The sequence below is a fragment of the Delftia sp. WSY_10 genome (genome assembly GCF_043104705.1).
GTDB classification, from domain to species: Bacteria; Pseudomonadota; Gammaproteobacteria; order Burkholderiales; family Burkholderiaceae_C; genus Comamonas; species Comamonas tsuruhatensis.
In genome coordinates this window covers 247,971-267,579 of record NZ_JBICKY010000053.1, presented here as the reverse complement: position 1 = coordinate 267,579, position 19,609 = coordinate 247,971, and the positions used below count along the sequence as shown (strand labels likewise).

The window sequence follows — 19,609 nt, the reverse complement described above, 5'->3', positions numbered from 1 at the left end:
GGCGCGTTCCCCCGGGGCCTCACAGACCCCAGTGGCGCAGGCCCGGAAGCGCGGCCTGCGCCGCCTCGTAGCCTTCGTCGATGGCCTCGCGGGCGCGGTGGAAGTCCAGCAGGCCCAGGTGGGACAGGCGCGGGGCGATCACCAGCTCGGGCGGGTCACCCGCCATGCGGCTGCGCGTGATGCGCATCTGCATGATGTTGACGCTGGTCATCACCACGTCCAGCAGCGAGGGCGGCCGGGGCGGGGGCTCGGTCTCGCGGCCTGCCTCATCGCGGTGGTGGCCGGGCATCCACCCCATCACGCCACGCTGCAGCCGGCGCATCCAGGCCGAGCCGGCCACGGCGCTGGCCTGGCCCGACAGGTCCTCGGGCGCCACGCCCTGCTCCACGGCGGGCGGGGCCTCCTCCAGCGGCGGCGCAGCGGCCATGGCGGCAGCGGGCGCCAGCGGCCGCATGTGGCGCCGCATGATGTCGGCATTGAGATCGACCGCGATCACGATGTCCGCGCCCATGGCGCGCGCCAGCGAGGCGGGCACGGGGTTGACGATGCCGCCATCGACCAGCAGCCGCCCTTCGCGCTGCACGGGCGTGAACAGGCCGGGCAGCGCGATGGAGGCGCGCACGGCATCGGCGATGGAGCCCTTGCGCAGCCAGACCTCGGCACCCGAATGCAGGTCGGTGGCCACGGCGCCGAAGGGAATCTTCAGATCCTCGATGGCCGAGTCCACGAAATGCTCGCGCCAGAACGAGATCAGCTTCTCGCCCTTGAGCATGCCGCCCGCGATGTTGAAGTCCATGAAGCCGAAGACCTTGCGCATGCCCAGGCCCAGCACCCATTCCTCGAAGCGCTGCATTTCACCGGCCGCATAGGAGGCGCCCACCAGGGCGCCGATGGACGAGCCGCAGATGATGTCGGGCCGCAGGCCCGCATCCTCGAGCGCGCGCAGCACGCCGAAATGCGCCCAGCCGCGCGCCGACCCGCTGCCCAGCGCCAGGCCGACCACGGGTTTGCGCGGACTCAGCGCCATCAGCCCTGCTCCGCTGCGGCTGCAGCAGGGGGGTCACCCGCCAGCAGGGCCAGCATGCCGGCCTCGTCCAGCACGGGCACACCCAGTTCCTCGGCCTTGGCCAGCTTGCTGCCGGCCTCGGCGCCCGCGACCACGTAGCTGGTCTTTTTGCTGACCGATCCGGAGACCTTGGCGCCAGCGGCCTCCAGCATCTCCTTGGCCTGGTCGCGTCCCAGCGTGGGCAGCGTGCCGGTGAGCACCACGGTCATGCCGGCCAGGGGCTGGGCGGTCTGCTCGCGCGCCGCGCCCTCTTCCCAGTGCACGCCGCAGGCACGCAACTGCTCGACCACCTCGCGGTTGTGGGGCTGGGCGAAGAAGGTGTGGATGCTCTCGGCCACGATGGGCCCGACGTCGCGCACCTGCAGCAGTTGCTCGACGCTGGCGTCCATGATGGCGTCCAGCTGGCCGAAATGGCGGGCCAGATCCTTGGCCGTGGACTCGCCGACCTGGCGGATGCCCAGGCCGAAGAGGAATCGCGCCAGCGTGGTCTTCTTGGATTTCTCCAGCGCATCCAGCACGTTCTGGGCCGACTTCTCGGCCATGCGGTCCAGCGATGCCAGGGCCACCAGGCCCAGGCGGTAGAGGTCGGGCAGCGTGCGCACCACATGGCCGTCCACCAACTGGTCCACCAGCTTGTCGCCCAGGCCCTCGATGTCCATGGCGCGCCGCGCGGCGAAGTGCAGGATGGCCTCCTTGCGCTGCGCCGGGCAGAACAGGCCGCCCGTGCAGCGGTGGTTGGCCTCGCCCTTGGGGCGCGACACCGCGCTGCCGCAGATGGGGCATGCAGCGGGCATGCGGAAGTTGGGCACATAGGCCGGCCGGTCGCCGGGCACGCGGCCCACGACTTCGGGAATCACATCGCCGGCGCGGCGCACGACCACGGTGTCGCCGGTGCGCACGCGCTTCTTGCGGATCTCGAACAGGTTGTGCAGCGTGGCATTGGTGACGATGACGCCGCCCACGGCCACGGGCGCCAGGCGCGCCACGGGGGTGAGCTTGCCCGTGCGGCCGACCTGTATGTCGATGCCTTCCATGCGCGTGGGCATTTCCTCGGCCGGGTACTTGTGGGCCACGGCCCAGCGCGGCTCGCGCGAGACAAAGCCCAGCTGGCGCTGCTGGGCCAGGCTGTTGACCTTGTAGACCACGCCGTCGATCTCGTAGGGCAGCGTGGCGCGCTCGGCGCCCATGCGCTGGTGGAAGGCCACCAGCTCGGCCGCGCCCTTGGCAATGCAGACCTGGGGCGCCACCGGGAAGCCCCAGTCGCGCAGCGTCTGCAGCATGGCGTAGTGGGTGCCGAAGTCGGGGCCGCCCTGCGCGGCCGACGTGATCTCGCCCAGGCCATAGGCGAAGAAGGACAGCGGGCGCTGGGCCGCAATGCCCGAGTCCAGCTGGCGCACCGAGCCTGCCGCCGCATTGCGCGGATTGGCAAAGCTCTTGCCGCCGGCGGCCTGCTGGCGTTCGTTGAGCCGGACGAAGTCGGCGCGGCCCATGTAGACCTCGCCGCGCACCTCGATCACGGGCGGCACGCCCTTGCCTTCGGGAAGGGACAGCGGAATCTTGCGGATGGTGCGGATGTTGTGTGTGACGTCCTCGCCCACCTCGCCGTCGCCGCGCGTGGTGGCCTGCACTAGGCGGCCGTTCTCGTAGCGCAGGTTCATGGCAAGGCCATCGAACTTGGGCTCGGCCACGTATTCCACGGGCGGTGCGCCTTCGGCCAGTTCCAGCTCCTTGCGGATGCGTGCGTCGAAGGCCTCGGCACCCGTGGCCTCGTTGTCGGTCTCGGTGCGGATGCTGAGCATGGGCACGGCATGGCGCACGGGCATCAGGCCGTCGAGCACGGCGCCGATCACGCGCTGCGTGGGCGAGTCCGGGGTGACCAGTTCGGGGTAGGCACCTTCCAAGGCCTGCAATTGCTGGAAGACGCGGTCGTACTCGCCGTCGGGCACGGTGGGCGTGTCCAGCACGTAGTACTCATGTGCCCATTGGTTGAGCTGGGCGCGCAGCGCCTGCACCTTGGCCAGCACCTTGTCGGGGGCGGCCCCGGACTCCGGCGCCGCGGGGGCTGCGCCAGAGAAGAGATCCAGATTGTCGTTCATGGGGTTGAGGCCAGGAGCCTGTTGTGCACCAGGGGCACCGCGCCGCGTCAGCTGAACAGTCGCCGCGCCAGCATGGAGCCCGCCGACAGCTCGCGGCTGTCGAGCTTGTCATAGAGTTGTTCCAGGTCGTGCTGGATGGGGTCCAGCGCCATGGCCGGCAGCAGGTAGCCGTTCTGGTCGCAGAGCACTCCATCCATGGTCTGGCACAGGCGCTCGGCCACCTGGCGCAGCTGCACGAAGGCCTGCTCGCCGCGCGGCACCTGTGGCACGTCCAGGCTCAGCAGGAACTCGCGCACCACCGAGGTGTCCAGGTCGTCGGCCATGGCCGCCTGCGGGTCGTAGTTGAGCACCAGCACCGGCGGCATGCCGGGCGTGGGCGAAGGCAGGGCCATGCGCCCGGGCATGGAGCCCGGCAGAAAGCCCTGGCGCGATGCGTTCTGCTGCACATAGCCCGCGCTCCAGGAGGCCTGGCGTGCGCGCAGCATGAAGGTGAGCTGGGCATCGTGCTCGCTGGCGAACTGGTCGAGCTCGCGCGCACGCGCCACCTCCTGCAGCATGTCGGGCACGTCGGGCGTGGCGCCCAGCGCGTCGGCAAAGCGCTGCACCTTGGCAACGAACTCGGAGAACTCGATCTCGTTGAGCGCACCCGTGCGGTTGGCCAGCTGCACGCCGGCCTGGAAACCCAGGTAGCGCTGGCCGGGCTGCAGCGGCTCCCACTGGTGGGTGGACTGGTTCATGCCTTCGATGGCAAACGGCTTGTTGCCCGCGCGCCGCGTGGCCGGCTGGGCCTGCAGCGCCAGCTCGCCAGGCACGGCCTGGCCGACCTGCACGGGGGCAATGGCATCGATCAGCGCATCCAGGCCCGGCCGGCTGGCCGCAGCGCTGGTCAGGGCCGCGTCGTTGAGGGAAGGCTCGATGGACTGCGGTGCCAACGGGGATGGCGCAGGCACTGACGCAGATGCGGGTGCCGATGCGCTGGCGTCTTCAGCCGCCTGCAGGGCATGGGCCGCCTGCGCGTTCTGCACCGCCTGGGCTGCCTTGGCCGCCAAAGCGGCCTGGGCGTCGGCCTGGCGCTGCTGCTCTTCGAGCTGGACCAGATGGGCCAGTTCGGCATCGGTTTCGGCAAAGCGGTCCACGGCGGCAGGGCTCTGGCCCGGGGCTGCGGTGCCGAAGTCGCCCAGCACGGGCTCGCGCAGGCTGTGCGTCAGGTCCGGGCCGTGGCCCACGGTGTCCATGCCGGGTTCATGGCGCGAGGGATCGCGCTGCGCCTCTTCGACGGGGTCGGCGCGCTTGGGTGCGTTGCGGCGTGCGGACCAGCTGTTGTAGGCAATGATCAGGGCCAGCACCACAAAGCCCAGGACGGCCAGACTGATTTGCAGGTTACTCATGGAATGAAGGAATGAAACGTCGTTCCAGCAAATGGGTTCGGAAGGTTGCGGACATGCTCAGGATAGCTCAGCCATGGACAGCGCGGACTCCATGTCCACGGCCACGATGCGGGACACGCCCTGCTCCTGCATGGTCACGCCGATGAGCTGCTGAGCCATTTCCATGGCGATCTTGTTGTGGCTGATGAACAGGAACTGCGTGCCCTTGCTCATGCTGGCCACCAGCTTGGCATAGCGCTCGGTGTTGGCGTCGTCCAGCGGCGCGTCCACCTCGTCCAGCAGACAGAACGGCGCCGGGTTGAGCTGGAAGATGGCGAAGACCAGGGCAATCGCCGTCAGCGCCTTCTCGCCACCGGACAGCAGGTGGATGGTCTGGTTCTTCTTGCCGGGCGGCTGCGCGATCACCTGCACGCCCGAGTCGAGGATTTCATCGCCGGTGATCACCAGCTGGGCCTGGCCACCGCCGAACAGCTCGGGGAACATGCGCCCGAAATGCCCGTTCACGGTCTCGAAGGTGCCCGACAGCAGCTCGCGCGTCTCGGCGTCGATCTTGCGGATGGCATCTTCCAGCGTGTTCATGGCCTGGGTCAGGTCCTCGGTCTGCGCATCAAGGAAGGTCTTGCGCTCGCGCGCCAGCTTCAGCTCGTCCAGCGCCGCCAGGTTGACCGCGCCCAGGGCGGCGATCTCGCGGTGCAGCCGGTCGATCTCGCCCTGCAGGCCGTGCATGCGCACATTGGCCTCGGCAATGGACTGGGAGACGGCTGCCAGGTCGGCACCGGCCTCCTCCAGCAGGGTGGAGTACTGCTCCAGGCCCAGCCGCGCGGCCTGCTCCTTGAGCTGGAATTCGGTGATGCGCTGGCGCAGCGGGTCCAGCGCCTTCTCCAACTGCTGGCGGCGTTCGTCGCTGGCGCGCAGCTTGTTGGTCAGGTCGTCATATTCGCTGCGGCGCGCGGCCACGGCCTGCTCGCGCTGCATCTTCAGATCCAGCGCGTCCTGCAGGCCGCCCTGGGCGGCGGCATCGGTCAGGCGCGTGAGTTCGTCCTGCGCGCGCTGCTGCTCGTCGGCCAGCGAGCGGGCCTGCTGGCTGGCCGTCTCTATGGTGCGGCTGAGTTCGCCCCGGCGCGCCTCCAGGCTGCGCCGCGAGAAAGTGGCCTCCTGGGCCTGGCGCTCCAGCGTGCGCAGCTGCTCGCGCGATTCGTTCAGGCGCCGCTCGGACTCCAGCACCTTGTCGCCCAGCTGGGCATGGCGCTCCTGGCTGTCGGCCAGCTGCATGTCCAGTTCCTCGAAGCGGGCTTCGGCCGCCACGCGGCGCTCCTCGATGTCGGACAGCTGGGCCTCGACCTCGGCCAGGTCGGCACTGATCTGGGCATTGCGCGCGCGGGCCTGCTCGGCCAGCTGCGACAGGCGCAGGGTCTCGACCTGCAGCTCATGGGCGCGGCCTTGCGATTCGCTGGCCTCGCGCCGGGCGCTGACCAGGCGCTGCGAGGCCTCGGCATAGGCGCTTTCGGCACGCACCAGGGCCGTGCGCGATTCGTCGGAGATCAGCGCCTGGGCGCGTACTTCCTTTTCGAGGTGCTCGATTTCCTGGGCGCGTGCCAGCAGGCCGGATTGCTCCGAATCCTGCGCATAAAAGCTCACGCTGTGGCTGCTGACGGCATGGCCCGTGGGCACATAGACCGTCTCGCCGGGCCGCAGCTCGCCGCGGCGCGACAGCGCCTCTTCCAGCGTGGGCGCCGTGTAGCAGTCCTGCAACCAGTCGCCGAGCACGGCGCGCAGGCCGGCATCGTTCACGCGCAGCAGATCGGACAGGTGCTGCCAGCGCCCCGGCGCGGGCGCGGGGGCGCCCTGCGGCGGGCTGAAGAAGGCCAGGCGCGCGGGGGGCGCATCGTGCCCGCCTGCGCCCAGGAAGCCGCGCACCATGTCGAGCCGGCCCACTTCCAGCGCGCCCAGGCGTTCGCGCAGCGCGGCCTCCAGCGCGTTTTCCCAGCCGGGCTCGATGGCAATGCGGCTCCACAGGCCCTGCATGCCGTCCAGGCCGTGCTTGGCCAGCCAGGGCTGGAGCTTGCCGTCGGTCTTGACCTTTTCCTGCAGGGCCTTGAGGGCTTCCAGCCGCGCCGACAGGTCGGCATGGCGCGCGGCCTCGGCATTGACGGCCTGCTGGCGCGTGCGACGGTCCTCATCGAGCTGGGGCACGGAGTCCTGCAGCTCGTTGAGCACGGCATCGGCCATTTCAGCCAGTTCGCGGGCCTCGTCCAGCTGGGACTGCAGATTGTTGAGGCGGGCCTCGTCGGGTGTCTCCAGCGCATTGCGGTCGGCGCGCAGTCGCTCGAAGCGGGTCTCGAACTGGCGGCGCTGCTCGTCCAGGCTGCGCTGCTCGGCGGCCAGCACCTGGATCTGCTGCTGCACCTGCACCACGCTGGCGCGCTGGTCGGCATCGGCCTTCTGGGCATTGCGCAGCGCCTCTTCCAGGTCGGGCAGGCGCATGCTCTGCTCCTCGACCTGGGCGGCCAGCATCTCGGCCTGTTCCTCGGCGTCCATACCGGCGCCGTCGAGATTTTCGATTTCGGCTTCGGCCTCCTCGCGGCGGCTGTTCCACAGCAGCACCTGCTCGGACAGCTGCTGCAGCCGCTGCTGCACGCGCTGGCGGCCTTCGAGCACGTAGCGGATCTCGGCCTCCAGCTTGCCGACCTCGGCCGTGGATTCGTAGAGCTTGGCCTGGGCCTGGTTGACCTGGTCGCTGGCGTCGTAGTGGGCCTGGCGCAGGGTTTCGAGTCCGCTTTCGTTGTTGCGGATGTCGGCCATGCGCTCTTCCAGCTCGTTGACGGCCTTCAGGCCCTCCACGCGCACGCGGTCCTGCTCGGCCTCGGCCTCGGCGCGCTTGAGAAACCACAGCTGCTGCTGCTTGAGCGTGACCTGGGACTGCAGCGCGTTGTACTGCGCCGCCACCTCGGCCTGCTTCTCCAGCCGGTCGAGGTTGTTGTTGAGTTCGCGCAGGATGTCCTCCACGCGCGTGAGGTTCTCGGTGGTGGCCGAGAGCCGGTTCTCGGTCTCGCGCCGGCGCTCCTTGTACTTGGACACGCCTGCGGCCTCTTCCAGGAACAGGCGCAGTTCCTCGGGGCGCGACTCGATGATGCGGCTGATCGTGCCCTGGCCGATGATGGCGTAGGCGCGCGGGCCCAGGCCCGTGCCCAGGAACACGTCCTGCACATCGCGGCGGCGCACGGCCTGGTTGTTGATGAAGTAGCTGCTGTTGCCCTCGCGCGTGAGCACGCGCTTGACGGCGATCTCACCGAACTGGCCCCACTGGCCGCCCGCACGGTGGTCGCTGTTGTCGAACACCAGCTCCACGCTGGAGCGGCTGGCCGGCTTGCGGTGCGTGGTGCCGTTGAAGATCACGTCCTGCATGGACTCGCCGCGCAGCTCGCTGGCCTTGCTCTCGCCCAGCACCCAGCGCACCGCATCCATGATGTTGGACTTGCCGCAGCCGTTGGGGCCCACCACGCCCACCAGTTGACCCGGCAGCATGAAGTTGGTGGGCTCGGCGAAGGACTTGAAGCCGGACAGCTTGATGGAATTCAGGCGCACGATGCAGGCACAAAGCGGTCCGCGGCGAACGGACAAACAAGGAGGTGGGGAAAGAACAAGGCAGCTCGGGATGATACCGCGCGCCACCCCCTCTCAAGAATGGAAAGCGGCCCGGGCGGGGCCGCTCCGAATGTCAAGAATGGTTTGAAGGGACCTCTGGCCCCGTGCTGGCGTCCGTGCATTCCGCCACTTCGGGCCGGTGTTGCGCCGGCTGGGTCAGGCATGCGGGGCTCAAGGCCGGGGGGCGCTGCGCGGGGGCGGCCTCGCGCACCAGGGCCTCGAAGCTGCGCACGGGCACGGGCGGGCTGAGCAGGTAGCCCTGCCAGACGTGGCAGCTCTGGTCTTCGAGGAATTGGCGCTGCGCCTCGGTTTCCACGCCTTCGGCGATGACCTGCAGTCCCAGGCTGGTGCCCAGGGCGACGATGGTGCGCGCAATGGCCGCGTCGTTGGGGTCGCTGAGCACGTCGCGCACGAAGCTGCGGTCGATCTTGAGCTGGTCCAGCGGCAGGCGCTTGAGATAGGCCAGCGAGGAATAGCCTGTGCCGAAGTCATCCAGCGAGAAGCCGACACCGTGGGCCTTGAGCGTGGCCATCTTGGCGGCCGTGTCGTCCACGTCGGCCAGCAGCAGGCTTTCGGTCAGCTCCAGCTTGAGCAGGCGCGGGTTGGCGCCGTGCTCCTTGAGCGCCTGCAGCACCTGCTCCACGAAGCGCGCCTGGTGGAACTGGCGCGGGCTGACGTTGACGGCCAGCACCATGCAGGCCATTTCGGGGTCCGCCGCCCATTGCGCCAGCTGCCTGCAGGCCTCGCCCAGCACCCATTCGCCCAGTTGCTGGATCAGGCCGGTCTCCTCGGCCAGCGAGACGAAGAGCGAGGGCGGCACCAGCCCTTCGCGCGGGTGGTTCCAGCGCAGCAGGCCTTCGGCGCCCACGATGCGTCCGTGCGCCATCTGCGGCTGGTAGTACAGGACGAACTGGCTGCGCACCAGGCCCTCGCGCATTTCCTGCTCCATGGCCGTGCGCGAGCGCAGCACGGCCTGCAACTGCGGATCGAAGAATTGCAGCGTGTTGCGCCCCATGCCCTTGGCCTGGTACATGGCCATTTCGGCGCGGCGCAGCACCTCGTCGGCGCTCAGTTCCTGCTCGCCGAACAGGCTGGCGCCAATGCTCATCGTGATGTGGCAGGACTGGCCTGCCAACTGCAGCGGCTGCTGCAGCAGCGAACGCATGCGCTGGACCTCGCCTTCCAGCTGCGAGGCCGCATGCATGGAGTCCTTGCCCAGGTCCTCCAGCAGCACGACGAAGTCATCGCCGCTGTGGCGGGCCAGCGTGGCCTCGGGCCCCAGGGACTGCGCCAGGCGCTCGGCAATCATGCGCAGCAGCACATCGCCAAGCTCCAGCCCCAGGCTGTCGTTGAAGGCCTTGAAGTTGTCCACGTCCAGCAGCATGACGGCGCCGCAGCGCCCGCGCCGGCGGCTGGAGGCCAGCGCCTGCTGCAACCGGTCCACCAGCAGGCGGCGGTTGGGCAGGCCGGTGAGCGCGTCGTGGAAGGCCAGGCGGCGAATTTCCTCTTCGGCGGTCTTGCGCTGGCTCTGGTCCTGCAGGATCAGCAAGCAGCCTTCGTCCAGCAGCATGCCGCCTATCGATACGGAACGCGTGCGGCCATCGCTGCCCATGAGCTGGTATTCCTCGCAGTTGAGGGTGCCACAGCTGTCGGACTCGCCGCTGTGCAGGCTCTGTGCCACGCGCGCCCTCGCCTGCGCGGCCTCGAAGCGGCGCTGCATGCGCAGGCGGCGGGCTTCATCGGGACACATGTTGCACCACCAGCCATCACCATCCATGCCGGCCGTGGCACCGTGGCCCGCCAGGCGCATGAATTCCTCGTTCCAGTAGGCGAAGCGGCCATCGTCCTGAAGCATGGCCAGGCCCAGAGGCAGGCGCTGGATGACCATGCGCAGATGGCGCGATCCATCGCGCTGCATCTGCTGCAGGTGGCGCCGCGCGCTGATGTCCTGCACCAGCGCCATCAGCCGCCGGGACGGGCCATGGCCCAGCGCGGAGATATGCAGCTCCACCCAGACCAGGGTGCCGTCGCGGCGCCGCAGCTGCCGCTCGATCTGCAGCGCCCCGCGCTGGCCCGCCGTCAGCTCCTGCAGCAGCACCCGGTCGCCCTCCAGGGTTTCGGCCGCCAACAGGGCCAGCAGGGGCCGCTGGCACAGCTGCTGCGCCTCATGGCCCGTAATGTCGCAGTACCTGCGGTTCACATGCAGGACGTTGCCGCTGGCCGCATCGACCTGCACCACGCCCACGGCAGCCTGCTCGAACAGGGCCTGAAAGCGGGCATCGCTCTCGCGCATGCTGCGGGAGGAGGCGCGCAGCTGGGCCCAGCTGGAAGGATGGCGCCGCCACCAGGCTGCCGCCAGCGACGCCAGCAGGGCCGACACGAGCATGCCCAGCGCGAAAAGAACCAGGGGCTGGACACGCTCGGTCCAGGACAGGGCCGTCCCCATGGGAATGAAGTTCAACCGCCACAGCCGGTCCTGGGCCTGCAGCGTCTGCTCCAGCACCACCTGGCCGGTGTCGCCCATGCCGGCCGCCTCCTGCCCGCGCTCCGGCCAGGCCGCGCCCAGGTACAGCGGCAGCGGCGATATGCCGGCCGGCGGCAGGGGCGAGGTCGGGCCTGCGTCATGCATGGCCAGCGCAAGCCGGCGCAGAAAGCCGCGTTCATGCAGGTCCTGCACCAGGTCGTGCACGCGCACGCTGACGTCGGCAGTCCCCAGAAACAGCGGCTGCGCGGCCTCCCCGTCCGGGGACTGGTGGTCCACAAGCGCAAAGACAGGCGCGCGCACCAGCACGGCGGTGGCATGCTCGCCGGGCTGCTTCAGCGCAAACGGTGCCGAGACCACGGCGGCCGCGCTGTCGCGACTGCGCACCATGCTGGCCATGAGGCTGGGGCGGTCGTGCATGTCCAGGCCGGCAATGGACTCGTTGCCCTCCAGCGGCCAGAGATAGTCGATGAAGAAATATTGGGGCCCGGGCCGGGCGGTGAAGGCCTGATCCTGGCCGGGCAGACCGCGCTGCGTTGCGGCCCGTGTAAAGGACAGCGCCTGCATGCCCGGCTGCGCCTGTATGCGCAGCGCCTGCGCCATGCGCGCGAAGGCCGATTGCCCCATCTCGGGAGAGGCGGCCAGCTGGTTGGCCACATGCTGGACCATGACCGCGTAGGCATCCAGGCGCATCTCCAGCGCCTGGCGGGCCGACTGGGCCTGCTGGGTATGGCGCTGCAGGTCGATACGCTCCAGCGCCCGCTGCTGCTGCAAGGCAAGCACAGCGCTCAGGCACATGCCCACCGCCATGACGGTTGCGGCTGGCCAGGCGGCCCGGATGGCTACAAGCGTGCGCTGGGCAAAAACTGACATGGAGCGGCTAAGGCGGAATAGGCGGTCACGGGAAATCGGTCCAGGAGCACGGAACCGCTCGTTGCCAGCCCCATGGCAGGTTCACCGGAAAGGGCAGTACAGGCCATGTGGAGCAGAGCGCGAGGATAAATGGATTTCGGCACGCGGCAGGCGAACCATGGATAAGACAAATCCTACAAACACCCTTCCTCTATCGTCTGCAAGCACACTTGCTGAAGGCTGGCCCGGGCAAACCCTAGAGAGCTCCGCAGGCCGGCGTGGGACTGGGGGACCGAACCGTTGCACGCTCCCTCATCCATGAAATCAAAAGCAGCAATTTTGAAACGACAGTGAAACGAATGTTGCGGCGGCAGCCAGCACCGCAGTGCACACGCCCTGTGCTGGCGCGCTGCAAGGCTTGCACGGGTTTTCCCTTGATGCGGATGGCATGGCGCTTGCAACAAACCTGGCCTACTGCCATCGCCTGACACCGCAGGTGACACCGTCCATGGGCATCAACCGCCGCCAGAGGCTGCGCGCTCCGGCGATCGGCAGACCGCAAGAACAGACACAGATACGAACAACAGCACAGGAGGCCTGAGATGGGCGCGATCCCCGAAACCTTTCTTCCCCAGTTGCGCATCCCTGCCACCTACCTGCGCGGCGGCACCAGCAAGGGCGTGTTCTTTCGCCTGCAAGATCTGCCCGAGGCGGCCCAGCGCCCCGGACCCGTGCGCGACGCCATCCTGTTGCGCGCCCTGGGCAGCCCCGACCCGTACGGCAAGCAGATCGACGGCATGGGCAATGCATCGTCCAGCACCAGCAAGGCCGTGATCCTGGCTCCCAGTACGCGGGAAGGCCATGACGTGGACTATCTGTTTGGCCAGGTCGCCATCGACCAGCCGTTTGTGGACTGGAGCGGCAACTGCGGCAACCTCTCGGCCGCCGTGGGGCCCTGCGCCATCCACATGGGACTGATAGATCCCGCGCGCATTCCTCGCAACGGCACGGTCACCATCCGCATCTGGCAGGCCAACATCGCCAAGACCATCGTGGCCCATGTGCCCATCACGCAAGGCCAGGTCCAGGAGACCGGCTCCTTCGAGCTCGATGGCGTGACCTTCCCGGCCGCCGAAGTGGCGCTGGAGTTCCTGGATCCCGCCGATGAAGGAGACGATGGCGGAGCCATGTTCCCTACAGGCCACCTCGTGGACCGGCTGGACGTGCCCGGCGTGGGCAGCCTGGCGGCCACGCTGATCAATGCGGGTATTCCGACCATCTTCCTGAACGCCCAGGACCTGGGCTACACGGGCTGCGAGCTGCAGGACGCCATCAACACGGACGACGAGGCCCTGGCCCGCTTCGAGGCCATACGCGCCCACGGCGCGCTGCAGATGGGGCTGATCAAGGACCTGGCCGAGGCCGCCAGACGGCAGCACACGCCAAAGATCGCCTTTGTGGCGCCACCGGCCGCCTACACGGCATCCAGCGGCAAGCGCATTGAATCGGGTGACGTGGACCTGCTGGTGCGCGCCCTGTCCATGGGCAAGCTGCACCACGCCATGATGGGCACGGCTGCCGTGGCCATCGGCACCGCAGCGGCCGTGCCGGGCACGCTGGTGAATCTGGCGGCAGGCGGCGGCGAGCGCAGCGCCGTGCGCTTTGGCCACCCCTCCGGAACGCTGCGCGTGGGCGCCGAGGCCCGTTTGGTGAACGGCCAGTGGCAGGTGACCAAGGCCCTGATGAGCCGCAGCGCACGCATCCTGATGGAAGGCTGGATCAGGGTCCCCGGCGAGGTGTTGAACGCCGCATGAATGCGCGGGCCGGGACTTCAGGCCGCAGCCGTGCTCACGCCTCGGCTGCCAGCGCCGCCCCACGCCACGCCTGGAGCTGCTCCAGTGTGTTCGTCGTGCCGCCGCAGGCCACCACCAGCACGCGCTGGAAGCCTTGCAACGCAGGAGCGCGCCCGTAGGCCAGGGCCAGCGCGGCGCCACAGGCCGGCTCCACATGCAGGCGATGGTCGTCAATGAAGCGCAGGCAGGCCTGCAGCGCCTGCGCATCCGTCACCACGGCGCTGCGCACGGGGTGCACCTGCGCCAGATCGAAGGCCCTCTGGCAGACCTGGCGCGCGCCCAGCGAAGTAGCCACGCTGGTGATGCGGTCCAGCAGTACGCGGCGGCCCTGGGCCAGGGACTGCGCCAGAGAATCGGCGCCGGCCGTCTCCGCCGCGATCACGGGCACATCGGTCCAGCCATGGCGCTCCAGGCCCTGCACCACGCCGGCCAGCAGGCCGCCGCCGCCCACGGCCAGCACCACGGCGTCGGGCTTGAAGCCGGCTGCGGCCAGTTCGTCGACGAGGGTGGAATGCCCGGCCCACAGCAGCGGATCGTCAAACGGGTGGACAAAGGCATCGTCGGCACCCAGCAGGGACTGGGCCAGCGCATTGGCCTCGTCCCAGACGGAGCCATGCACGATCAGCTCGGCGCCCTGGGCGCGGATCAATGCCCGTGCATGCTCGGTCGTGGTCTGGGGAACGACCACGGTGACGGGCATCGACAGCTGCCGTCCCGCATAGGCCACGGCAATGCCGGCATTGCCGCCCGACGAGGCCACAAAGCGCTTCTTGCCCTGGCCCGCCAGGGTCTCGCAGGCATGGCCTATGCCGCGCAGCTTGAATGATCCGCAAGGCTGCAGCGCGTCCAGCTTGAGCCAGATGTTCTGGCCGCTGGCCTGGCCCAGGGCATGGGATTCGATGAGGGGAGTGGAGGTGTGCAAAGGCATGGAGCGGCAGTGTAGAACCGGGCTGCCATCGCGATAATCCCCCGGTATTCCAAATATTCTTTGCGCCATGAGCACAAATCAAGCCCTGCCCCTGTTCGGGGAAATGGCCATCTTCGTCAAGGTGGTGGACACGGGCAGCTTCTCCGAGGCCGCGCGCCAGCTGGGCAGCACGCCATCGGCCACCAGCCGGGGCGTGGCGCGGCTGGAAAAAGCGCTGGGCCTGCGCCTGCTGGAACGCACCACGCGCAAGCTGCGCCTGAGCGAGGCCGGCCGCGAAGTGCATGCGCGCTGCCTGGACATGGTGGGCGCCGCGCAGGCCGTCATGGCTGCATCCCTGCTTCAGGACGCGCAGCCGCGCGGCCTGGTGCGCATCAGCGTGCCCAAGGCCGTGGGCCATACCGTGGTCCATCCCCACATGCCCAACTTCCTGGCCCTGTATCCCGAGGTCGACGTGCAAATGCGGCTGGAAGACCGCTACATGGACCTGATCGATGACCCCGTGGACCTGGCCATACGCATCACCAACCACCCGCCGCCAGGGCTCATGGGCCGCCACCTGATGGACATCGACCATCTGCTGTGCGCCTCGCCCCAGTACCTGGCCCGGCACGGCACGCCAGCGCATCCGCTGGACCTCAAGGCCCACAGCTGCATCTACCTGGGAGAGGAGCCCGGCGACGCGCACTGGAAGCTGCGCGGCCACGGCAAGACCGTCACCGTGGCCGTGCGCGGGCGCTATGCGGCCAACCACACCGGTGTGCGGCTGGACGCCGTGCTGCAGCACATCGGCATCGCCAGCCTGCCCCGCTTCACGGCACGGCAGGCCCTGGCGGACGGGCGCATCGTGCAGGTGCTGCCGGACTGGAGCTTCCTGCCCAACTACAGCGGCCAGCTGTGGATTCTTCACCCGCCCACCAGACATCTGCCACTGAAGCTGCGCGTGCTGATGGATTTCCTGGCCGAGCGGCTGGGTGGCCATGCACCCTGATCAGTCCGGCGCCCTGAGCCTGCGCCACAACGTGGCCCGGCTGATGCCCAGGATCTCGCAGGCGCGGCGCTGGTCGCCCTGTACCTGCTCCAGCACTTCGCGCATGCGCTGGCGCTCAGCATCGCGCCGGGCCTCGCGCAGTTGCAGTTGCCGCTGCTGCGCTGGCAGGGCCTGAACGGTATCCTGCCCAGCCCCGTCGCATTCAGGAAACAGCTCCCGCAAGCGGCCCATGTCCACGCGGCCCGCGCTGTCGCGCAGGTCGTGGCGGCAGGCCAGCAGGCGTTCCACCCAGTTGTCCAGCTCTCGCGCATTGCCGGGCCAGCGGTGGCCGGATGCCAGCTCCAGCAAGGCCGCCAGCAAGGGCTCCAGCGATGGCCCTTCCGCCTGCAGCGACTGCGTGCGCAGGCGCCGCGCCAGCATGGCGCGGGCCAAGGCCTGGACATCGGCCGGGCCGCGTTCGTGCAGTCCGGGCATGGCCAGGCGCAGCACGGCCAGGCGGTAGAACAGGTCACGCCGGAATTCACCGCGCTCGACCAGGGCCGCCAGATCGGCGTGCGTGGCGGCGATGACGCGCAGGTCCACCGGCACGGGCGTGGTGGAGCCCACGCGCAGCACTTCGCGCTCCTGCAGCACGCGCAGCAGGCGGGACTGCAGGGCCAGCGGCATGTCGCCGATCTCGTCCAGGAACAAGGTGCCCGTATGGGCCGCCTCGATCAGCCCGGTCTTGCCGCCGCGCCGCGCGCCGGTGAAAGCGCCTTCGTCGTAGCCGAAGAGTTCGCTCTCCAGCAGGCTTTCCCCCAGGGCCGCGCAGTTCACCGCCAGAAAGGGCTGGGCGGCGCGCCGGCTGGCGCGGTGCATGCCCTGGGCCAGCAACTCCTTGCCCGTGCCGCTGTCGCCCTGGATGAGCACGGTGGCATCGCTGGCCGCGAACTGGCGCGCCAGGCGGCGCACGCGCTGGGCGGGCCCGCTGTCGCCCGCGTAGTCTTCGATGCGCCAGCGCACGCCCGCGCCGCGCAGGCTGCGGTTGGCGCGCAGGTGGCGGTCGGCACGCTGGATGGTGGCCGGGTCGCGGCACACCAGCAAGGCGCCCGTGAGCTGGCCGTTTTCCACGATGGGCGCACGCCGCACGACCAGGGTGCGCATGGCCAGCTGGACCACGTCTTCACTGCCCTCGGGCTCCAGGGACTGCGACTGCAGCGCCTGTGCCAGTGCCAGCGCGGGTGCCACCTCGTCCAGCAGCCGACCATGCAGCGCATTGGCGGGCGCGCCCAGCAGCGCGGCCATGGTGGGGTTCAGGGCCTGGATGCGGCCTTGGGTGTCCACGGCGACCACGCCGTCCTGCAACTGGCCGAGCACGGTTTCCAGCCGCTGGTGGCGGGCGCGCTCGGCATGGCGGTGGCGGGCCAGCAGCACGGCGTCACGCAGGGCCTGCAGCACGGCGCCATCGGAGTACAGCAGCACGCTGGGAATGCCGGCCTGCTCGGCCAGGTCGGCCACCAGGCCGGGCGCGACGACGGCGCCCACGCCGGCGGCCTGCAGCGCACGCACGCACGCCTGGGCATCTTCGGGTCCGTGGTAGCTGAACTGCGCAATGCCGGCGCCGAACAGCGCGTCGAACTGGGCCAGATGCGGCGAGGGATGGTCGAACGACACCAGCCCGATGCGCGGCGTGCCGCCGGACTGTGCCAGTGCACGTGCGCTGGCCAGCGCCTGCAGCAGATCGAACCCGCGCACCTCGATCATGACGACGGGGATATCGACCCGCTCGCGCACCCAGGCGCCGCTGGCCCCTGCGGCCACCAGGGCGTCTATGGGCTCGACCGCCTGCAGCGCACGCACGGCCTGCACGGCATCGTCAAAGGCCGCGCTGACATGCTCCACGCGCACCTGGTCGCCCACGGCCAGCGACATGCGCTCCAGCACGCGGCCGATGCGGTGGCGGCCCACGGTGACGACGCGCGGCCAGGCTGCGCGGGGGCCGGCAGGGGTTGCATGCATGGAAGGCATAACTGATTCATTCATGCAACCGATTATTTCATTCATGCAACACCGCACCGGGCGAATCGGTGAATGCCTGCAGAGCAGACTTTTCAAGAATCACAAAACCCAATCACATCAACAACTTGCGATATCAAGGGTTTACCCTTTGATCCGGTGGCATGCCACTTGCAAACAGGCCAGGCGTTTCAATCATTTCAAGCATTTCCAGGAGACCCCATGAACCAGCCATCCCGCCTGCCCCGCCGCACCGCCCTGGCCACCCTGCTTGCCGCCGCGCTGCCGCTGGCCGGCGTGACCTGCTCCGTCGCTGCACGGGCTGCCGGCGCCGCCGATGCCTGGCCCACCCGCCCCATTCGCCTGGTGGTGCCGTTCTCGGCAGGCGGCGCCAATGACCTGATGGCACGATCGGCTGCCGAAGGCGCGTCCAGGATCCTGGGCCAGCCCGTGGTGGTCGACAACCGCGCGGGTGCGGGAGGCACGGTGGGCGCCGACATCGTGGCCAAGGCCCAGCCCGACGGCTACACCCTGCTGGTGAGCGCGGCTGGCGTGATCTCCAACAGCATGATCAAGAAGACCATGCCGTTCAAGGACGATGCGCTGGTTCCGGTGGCCATGATCGGCCTGGCGCCGTCCGTGATCGTGGTTCCCAAGAACGCGCCCTACCAGAACCTGCGCGATTTCGTCGAGGCATCGAAGAAGGGCCAGGGCTTCAATTTCGCCACGGCCGGCACGGGCAGCACGCCGCATTTCGTGGCCGAGATGCTGAACGTGAAGTACGGCGCCCAGCTGCAGCCCGTGCCCTACAAGAGCGGGTCGGAGAGCACGACGGCCGTGCTGGGCGGGCAGGTGGAGGGCACGTCGGAGGCCAGTATCATCGCCCTGCCCCACATCCTCAACGAAGGCAAGTTCAAGGCCCTGGCCACCACCTGGACGCAGCGCATCTCGGCCTATCCGCAGCTATCCACCGCCGTGGAGCAGGGCTTTGCCGAGCTGCAGATCGCGCACTGGGCCGGCATCCATGCGCCCAAGGGGACGCCGCCCGCCATCCTGGACAAGCTGGCCGCCGCCGTGGACAAGGCCATGAAGGAGCCGGCCACGGTGGAAAAGCTCAAGGGCCTGGGCATCGAACCCATCGGCGGCACGCGCGCCGAGTTCGTGAAGTTCACAGACGCCGAACGCAAGCGCCTGGGCGAGATCGTCAAGGCCGCGAACATGCAGGAAAAGTGAACCGCTTGCGCCATCACCACCGATCCCAACCGAGACAAGACACCATGAATACCCGCCGCAACACCCTCCGCCTGGGCATGGGCCTGGCCCTCAGCGCCATCGCCACCGCTGCCGCCCTGCTCGCTGCCCCCGCCACCGCCGTGGCCCAGGGCGCAGATGCCTGGCCCTCGCGCCCCATCAAGCTCATCGTGCCCTATGCGGCCGGCGGCTTTGCCGATACGCGGGCCCGCAAGATCGCCGACAAGATAGGCCAGAGCCTGGGCCAGCCCATCGTGATCGACAACCGCGGCGGCGCGGGCGGCGTGACGGGCACGGATGCCATCGCCAAGGCCACGGACGGCCATACCTTCGGCTTCGGCTCGCCGGGTCCGCTGGTGACCAATCCCATGCTGATGAAAAAGCTGCCCTACAACGCCGCACGCGACCTGCAGCCCATCATCCTGATCGAAGAGGCGCCGCTGATCCTGGCCACGGCGCCCAACCAGCCGTTCAAGACCGTGGACGAACTGGTCGCGGCAGCCAAGGCCAAGCCCGGCACGCTGACCTATGGATCGTCGGGCGTGGGCGGTGCCCACCACCTGTCGGGCGAGCTGCTGGCCTTCCAGACGCGCACGGACATGGTCCATGTGCCCTACAAGGGCGGCGCGCTGGCAGCCACCGACCTGATGGGCGGCCACCTGGCCTTCATGTTCGAGATGGGCTATGCGGCCCTGCCCGCCATCCAGGGCGACAAGGTCAAGGCGCTGGCCGTGTCCAGCAAGCAGCGACTGAAGGTGCTGCCCGGCGTGCCCACGCTGGATGAGGCGGGCATCAAGGGCTTCGAGTCATACAACTGGCTGGGCATGATCGCGCCGGCCAGCACGCCGCCGGCCGTGATCGAGCGCCTGAACAAGGCTGTGAACGAGGCCCTCAAGGACGCGGAGGTGCGCGCCATGATCGAGAACACGGGCGGCATGGTCATGGGCGGCACGCCCCAGGCCTACGGAAAGTTCATCGAGGCCGAGCGCGCCAAGTGGGGCCCGGTGATCAAGAACGCCAACATCACGCTGGACTGAGCGCCAGCCCGCGCATCGCTTTTTCCCA

Annotated in this window: 11 protein-coding genes; 4 read left to right on the top strand and 7 right to left on the bottom strand. The window is 69.0% G+C overall.

The window, feature by feature from the left end:
• Positions 1 to 19: 19 nt before the first annotated feature.
• From ACF8ML_RS22355 to ACF8ML_RS22335, 5 genes are all read right to left on the bottom strand, one after another.
• Entirely contained in the window at positions 20 to 1,027 is a 1,008-nt protein-coding gene (locus ACF8ML_RS22355) for a patatin-like phospholipase family protein (RefSeq protein WP_016445920.1), read from the bottom strand.
• Positions 1,027 to 3,162: an NAD-dependent DNA ligase LigA gene (ligA, locus tag ACF8ML_RS22350; protein ID WP_392407996.1), complete on the bottom strand. Its 2,136-nt coding sequence runs from the start codon at positions 3,160 to 3,162 to the stop codon at positions 1,027 to 1,029. The genes ACF8ML_RS22355 and ligA overlap by 1 nt, the downstream gene beginning before the upstream one ends.
• A gap of 47 nt (positions 3,163 to 3,209) precedes the next feature.
• Positions 3,210 to 4,550 (bottom strand): cell division protein FtsZ, encoded by a 1,341-nt coding sequence (locus ACF8ML_RS22345; RefSeq protein ID WP_392407995.1) that lies wholly within the window; start codon positions 4,548 to 4,550, stop codon positions 3,210 to 3,212.
• A gap of 57 nt (positions 4,551 to 4,607) precedes the next feature.
• Complete coding sequence (gene smc / locus ACF8ML_RS22340) at positions 4,608 to 8,135, bottom strand: chromosome segregation protein SMC (RefSeq protein ID WP_392407994.1); 3,528 nt, start codon at positions 8,133 to 8,135, stop codon at positions 4,608 to 4,610.
• A 133-nt stretch (positions 8,136 to 8,268) separates the two neighbouring features.
• On the bottom strand, positions 8,269 to 11,550 hold the full coding sequence (locus tag ACF8ML_RS22335) for an EAL domain-containing protein (protein ID WP_392407993.1): 3,282 nt from the start codon (positions 11,548 to 11,550) through the stop codon (positions 8,269 to 8,271).
• A gap of 581 nt (positions 11,551 to 12,131) precedes the next feature.
• Between ACF8ML_RS22335 and prpF the strand changes: the two genes are divergently transcribed.
• On the top strand, positions 12,132 to 13,343 hold the full coding sequence (gene prpF / locus ACF8ML_RS22330) for a 2-methylaconitate cis-trans isomerase PrpF (protein ID WP_047327752.1): 1,212 nt from the start codon (positions 12,132 to 12,134) through the stop codon (positions 13,341 to 13,343).
• Positions 13,344 to 13,377: 34 nt separating this feature from the next.
• On the opposite strand, the gene ACF8ML_RS22325 is transcribed toward prpF, so the two are convergent.
• Positions 13,378 to 14,310 (bottom strand): pyridoxal-phosphate dependent enzyme, encoded by a 933-nt coding sequence (locus ACF8ML_RS22325; protein ID WP_026062287.1) that lies wholly within the window; start codon positions 14,308 to 14,310, stop codon positions 13,378 to 13,380.
• 67 nt (positions 14,311 to 14,377) lie between these two features.
• Between ACF8ML_RS22325 and ACF8ML_RS22320 the strand changes: the two genes are divergently transcribed.
• Complete coding sequence (locus tag ACF8ML_RS22320) at positions 14,378 to 15,298, top strand: LysR family transcriptional regulator (RefSeq protein WP_047327751.1); 921 nt, start codon at positions 14,378 to 14,380, stop codon at positions 15,296 to 15,298.
• Here ACF8ML_RS22320 and prpR read toward each other — a convergent pair whose 3' ends face one another.
• Complete coding sequence (gene prpR / locus ACF8ML_RS22315; protein WP_047327775.1) at positions 15,299 to 17,296, bottom strand: propionate catabolism operon regulatory protein PrpR; 1,998 nt, start codon at positions 17,294 to 17,296, stop codon at positions 15,299 to 15,301.
• A 219-nt stretch (positions 17,297 to 17,515) separates the two neighbouring features.
• Here prpR and ACF8ML_RS22310 point away from each other — a divergent pair, with 219 nt between their 5' ends.
• Positions 17,516 to 18,526: a tripartite tricarboxylate transporter substrate binding protein gene (locus ACF8ML_RS22310; RefSeq protein WP_017405022.1), complete on the top strand. Its 1,011-nt coding sequence runs from the start codon at positions 17,516 to 17,518 to the stop codon at positions 18,524 to 18,526.
• Between the two features lie 44 nt (positions 18,527 to 18,570).
• Positions 18,571 to 19,581 (top strand): Bug family tripartite tricarboxylate transporter substrate binding protein, encoded by a 1,011-nt coding sequence (locus ACF8ML_RS22305; RefSeq protein ID WP_392407990.1) that lies wholly within the window; start codon positions 18,571 to 18,573, stop codon positions 19,579 to 19,581.
• Positions 19,582 to 19,609: the final 28 nt, after the last annotated feature.

What these genes read in the sequence shown, in the direction of transcription:
- ACF8ML_RS22355 (WP_016445920.1), bottom strand. Translation starts at nt 1,027, where the DNA reads ATGGCGCTGAGTCCGCGCAAACCCGTGGTCGGCCTGGCGCTGGGCAGC.
- ligA (WP_392407996.1), bottom strand. Translation starts at nt 3,162, where the DNA reads ATGAACGACAATCTGGATCTCTTCTCTGGCGCAGCCCCCGCGGCGCCG.
- ACF8ML_RS22345 (WP_392407995.1), bottom strand. Translation starts at nt 4,550, where the DNA reads ATGAGTAACCTGCAAATCAGTCTGGCCGTCCTGGGCTTTGTGGTGCTG.
- ACF8ML_RS22335 (WP_392407993.1), bottom strand. Translation starts at nt 11,550, where the DNA reads ATGTCAGTTTTTGCCCAGCGCACGCTTGTAGCCATCCGGGCCGCCTGG.
- prpF (WP_047327752.1), top strand. Translation starts at nt 12,132, where the DNA reads ATGGGCGCGATCCCCGAAACCTTTCTTCCCCAGTTGCGCATCCCTGCC.
- ACF8ML_RS22325 (WP_026062287.1), bottom strand. Translation starts at nt 14,310, where the DNA reads ATGCCTTTGCACACCTCCACTCCCCTCATCGAATCCCATGCCCTGGGC.
- ACF8ML_RS22320 (WP_047327751.1), top strand. Translation starts at nt 14,378, where the DNA reads ATGAGCACAAATCAAGCCCTGCCCCTGTTCGGGGAAATGGCCATCTTC.
- prpR (WP_047327775.1), bottom strand. Translation starts at nt 17,296, where the DNA reads ATGCATGCAACCCCTGCCGGCCCCCGCGCAGCCTGGCCGCGCGTCGTC.
- ACF8ML_RS22310 (WP_017405022.1), top strand. Translation starts at nt 17,516, where the DNA reads ATGAACCAGCCATCCCGCCTGCCCCGCCGCACCGCCCTGGCCACCCTG.
- ACF8ML_RS22305 (WP_392407990.1), top strand. Translation starts at nt 18,571, where the DNA reads ATGAATACCCGCCGCAACACCCTCCGCCTGGGCATGGGCCTGGCCCTC.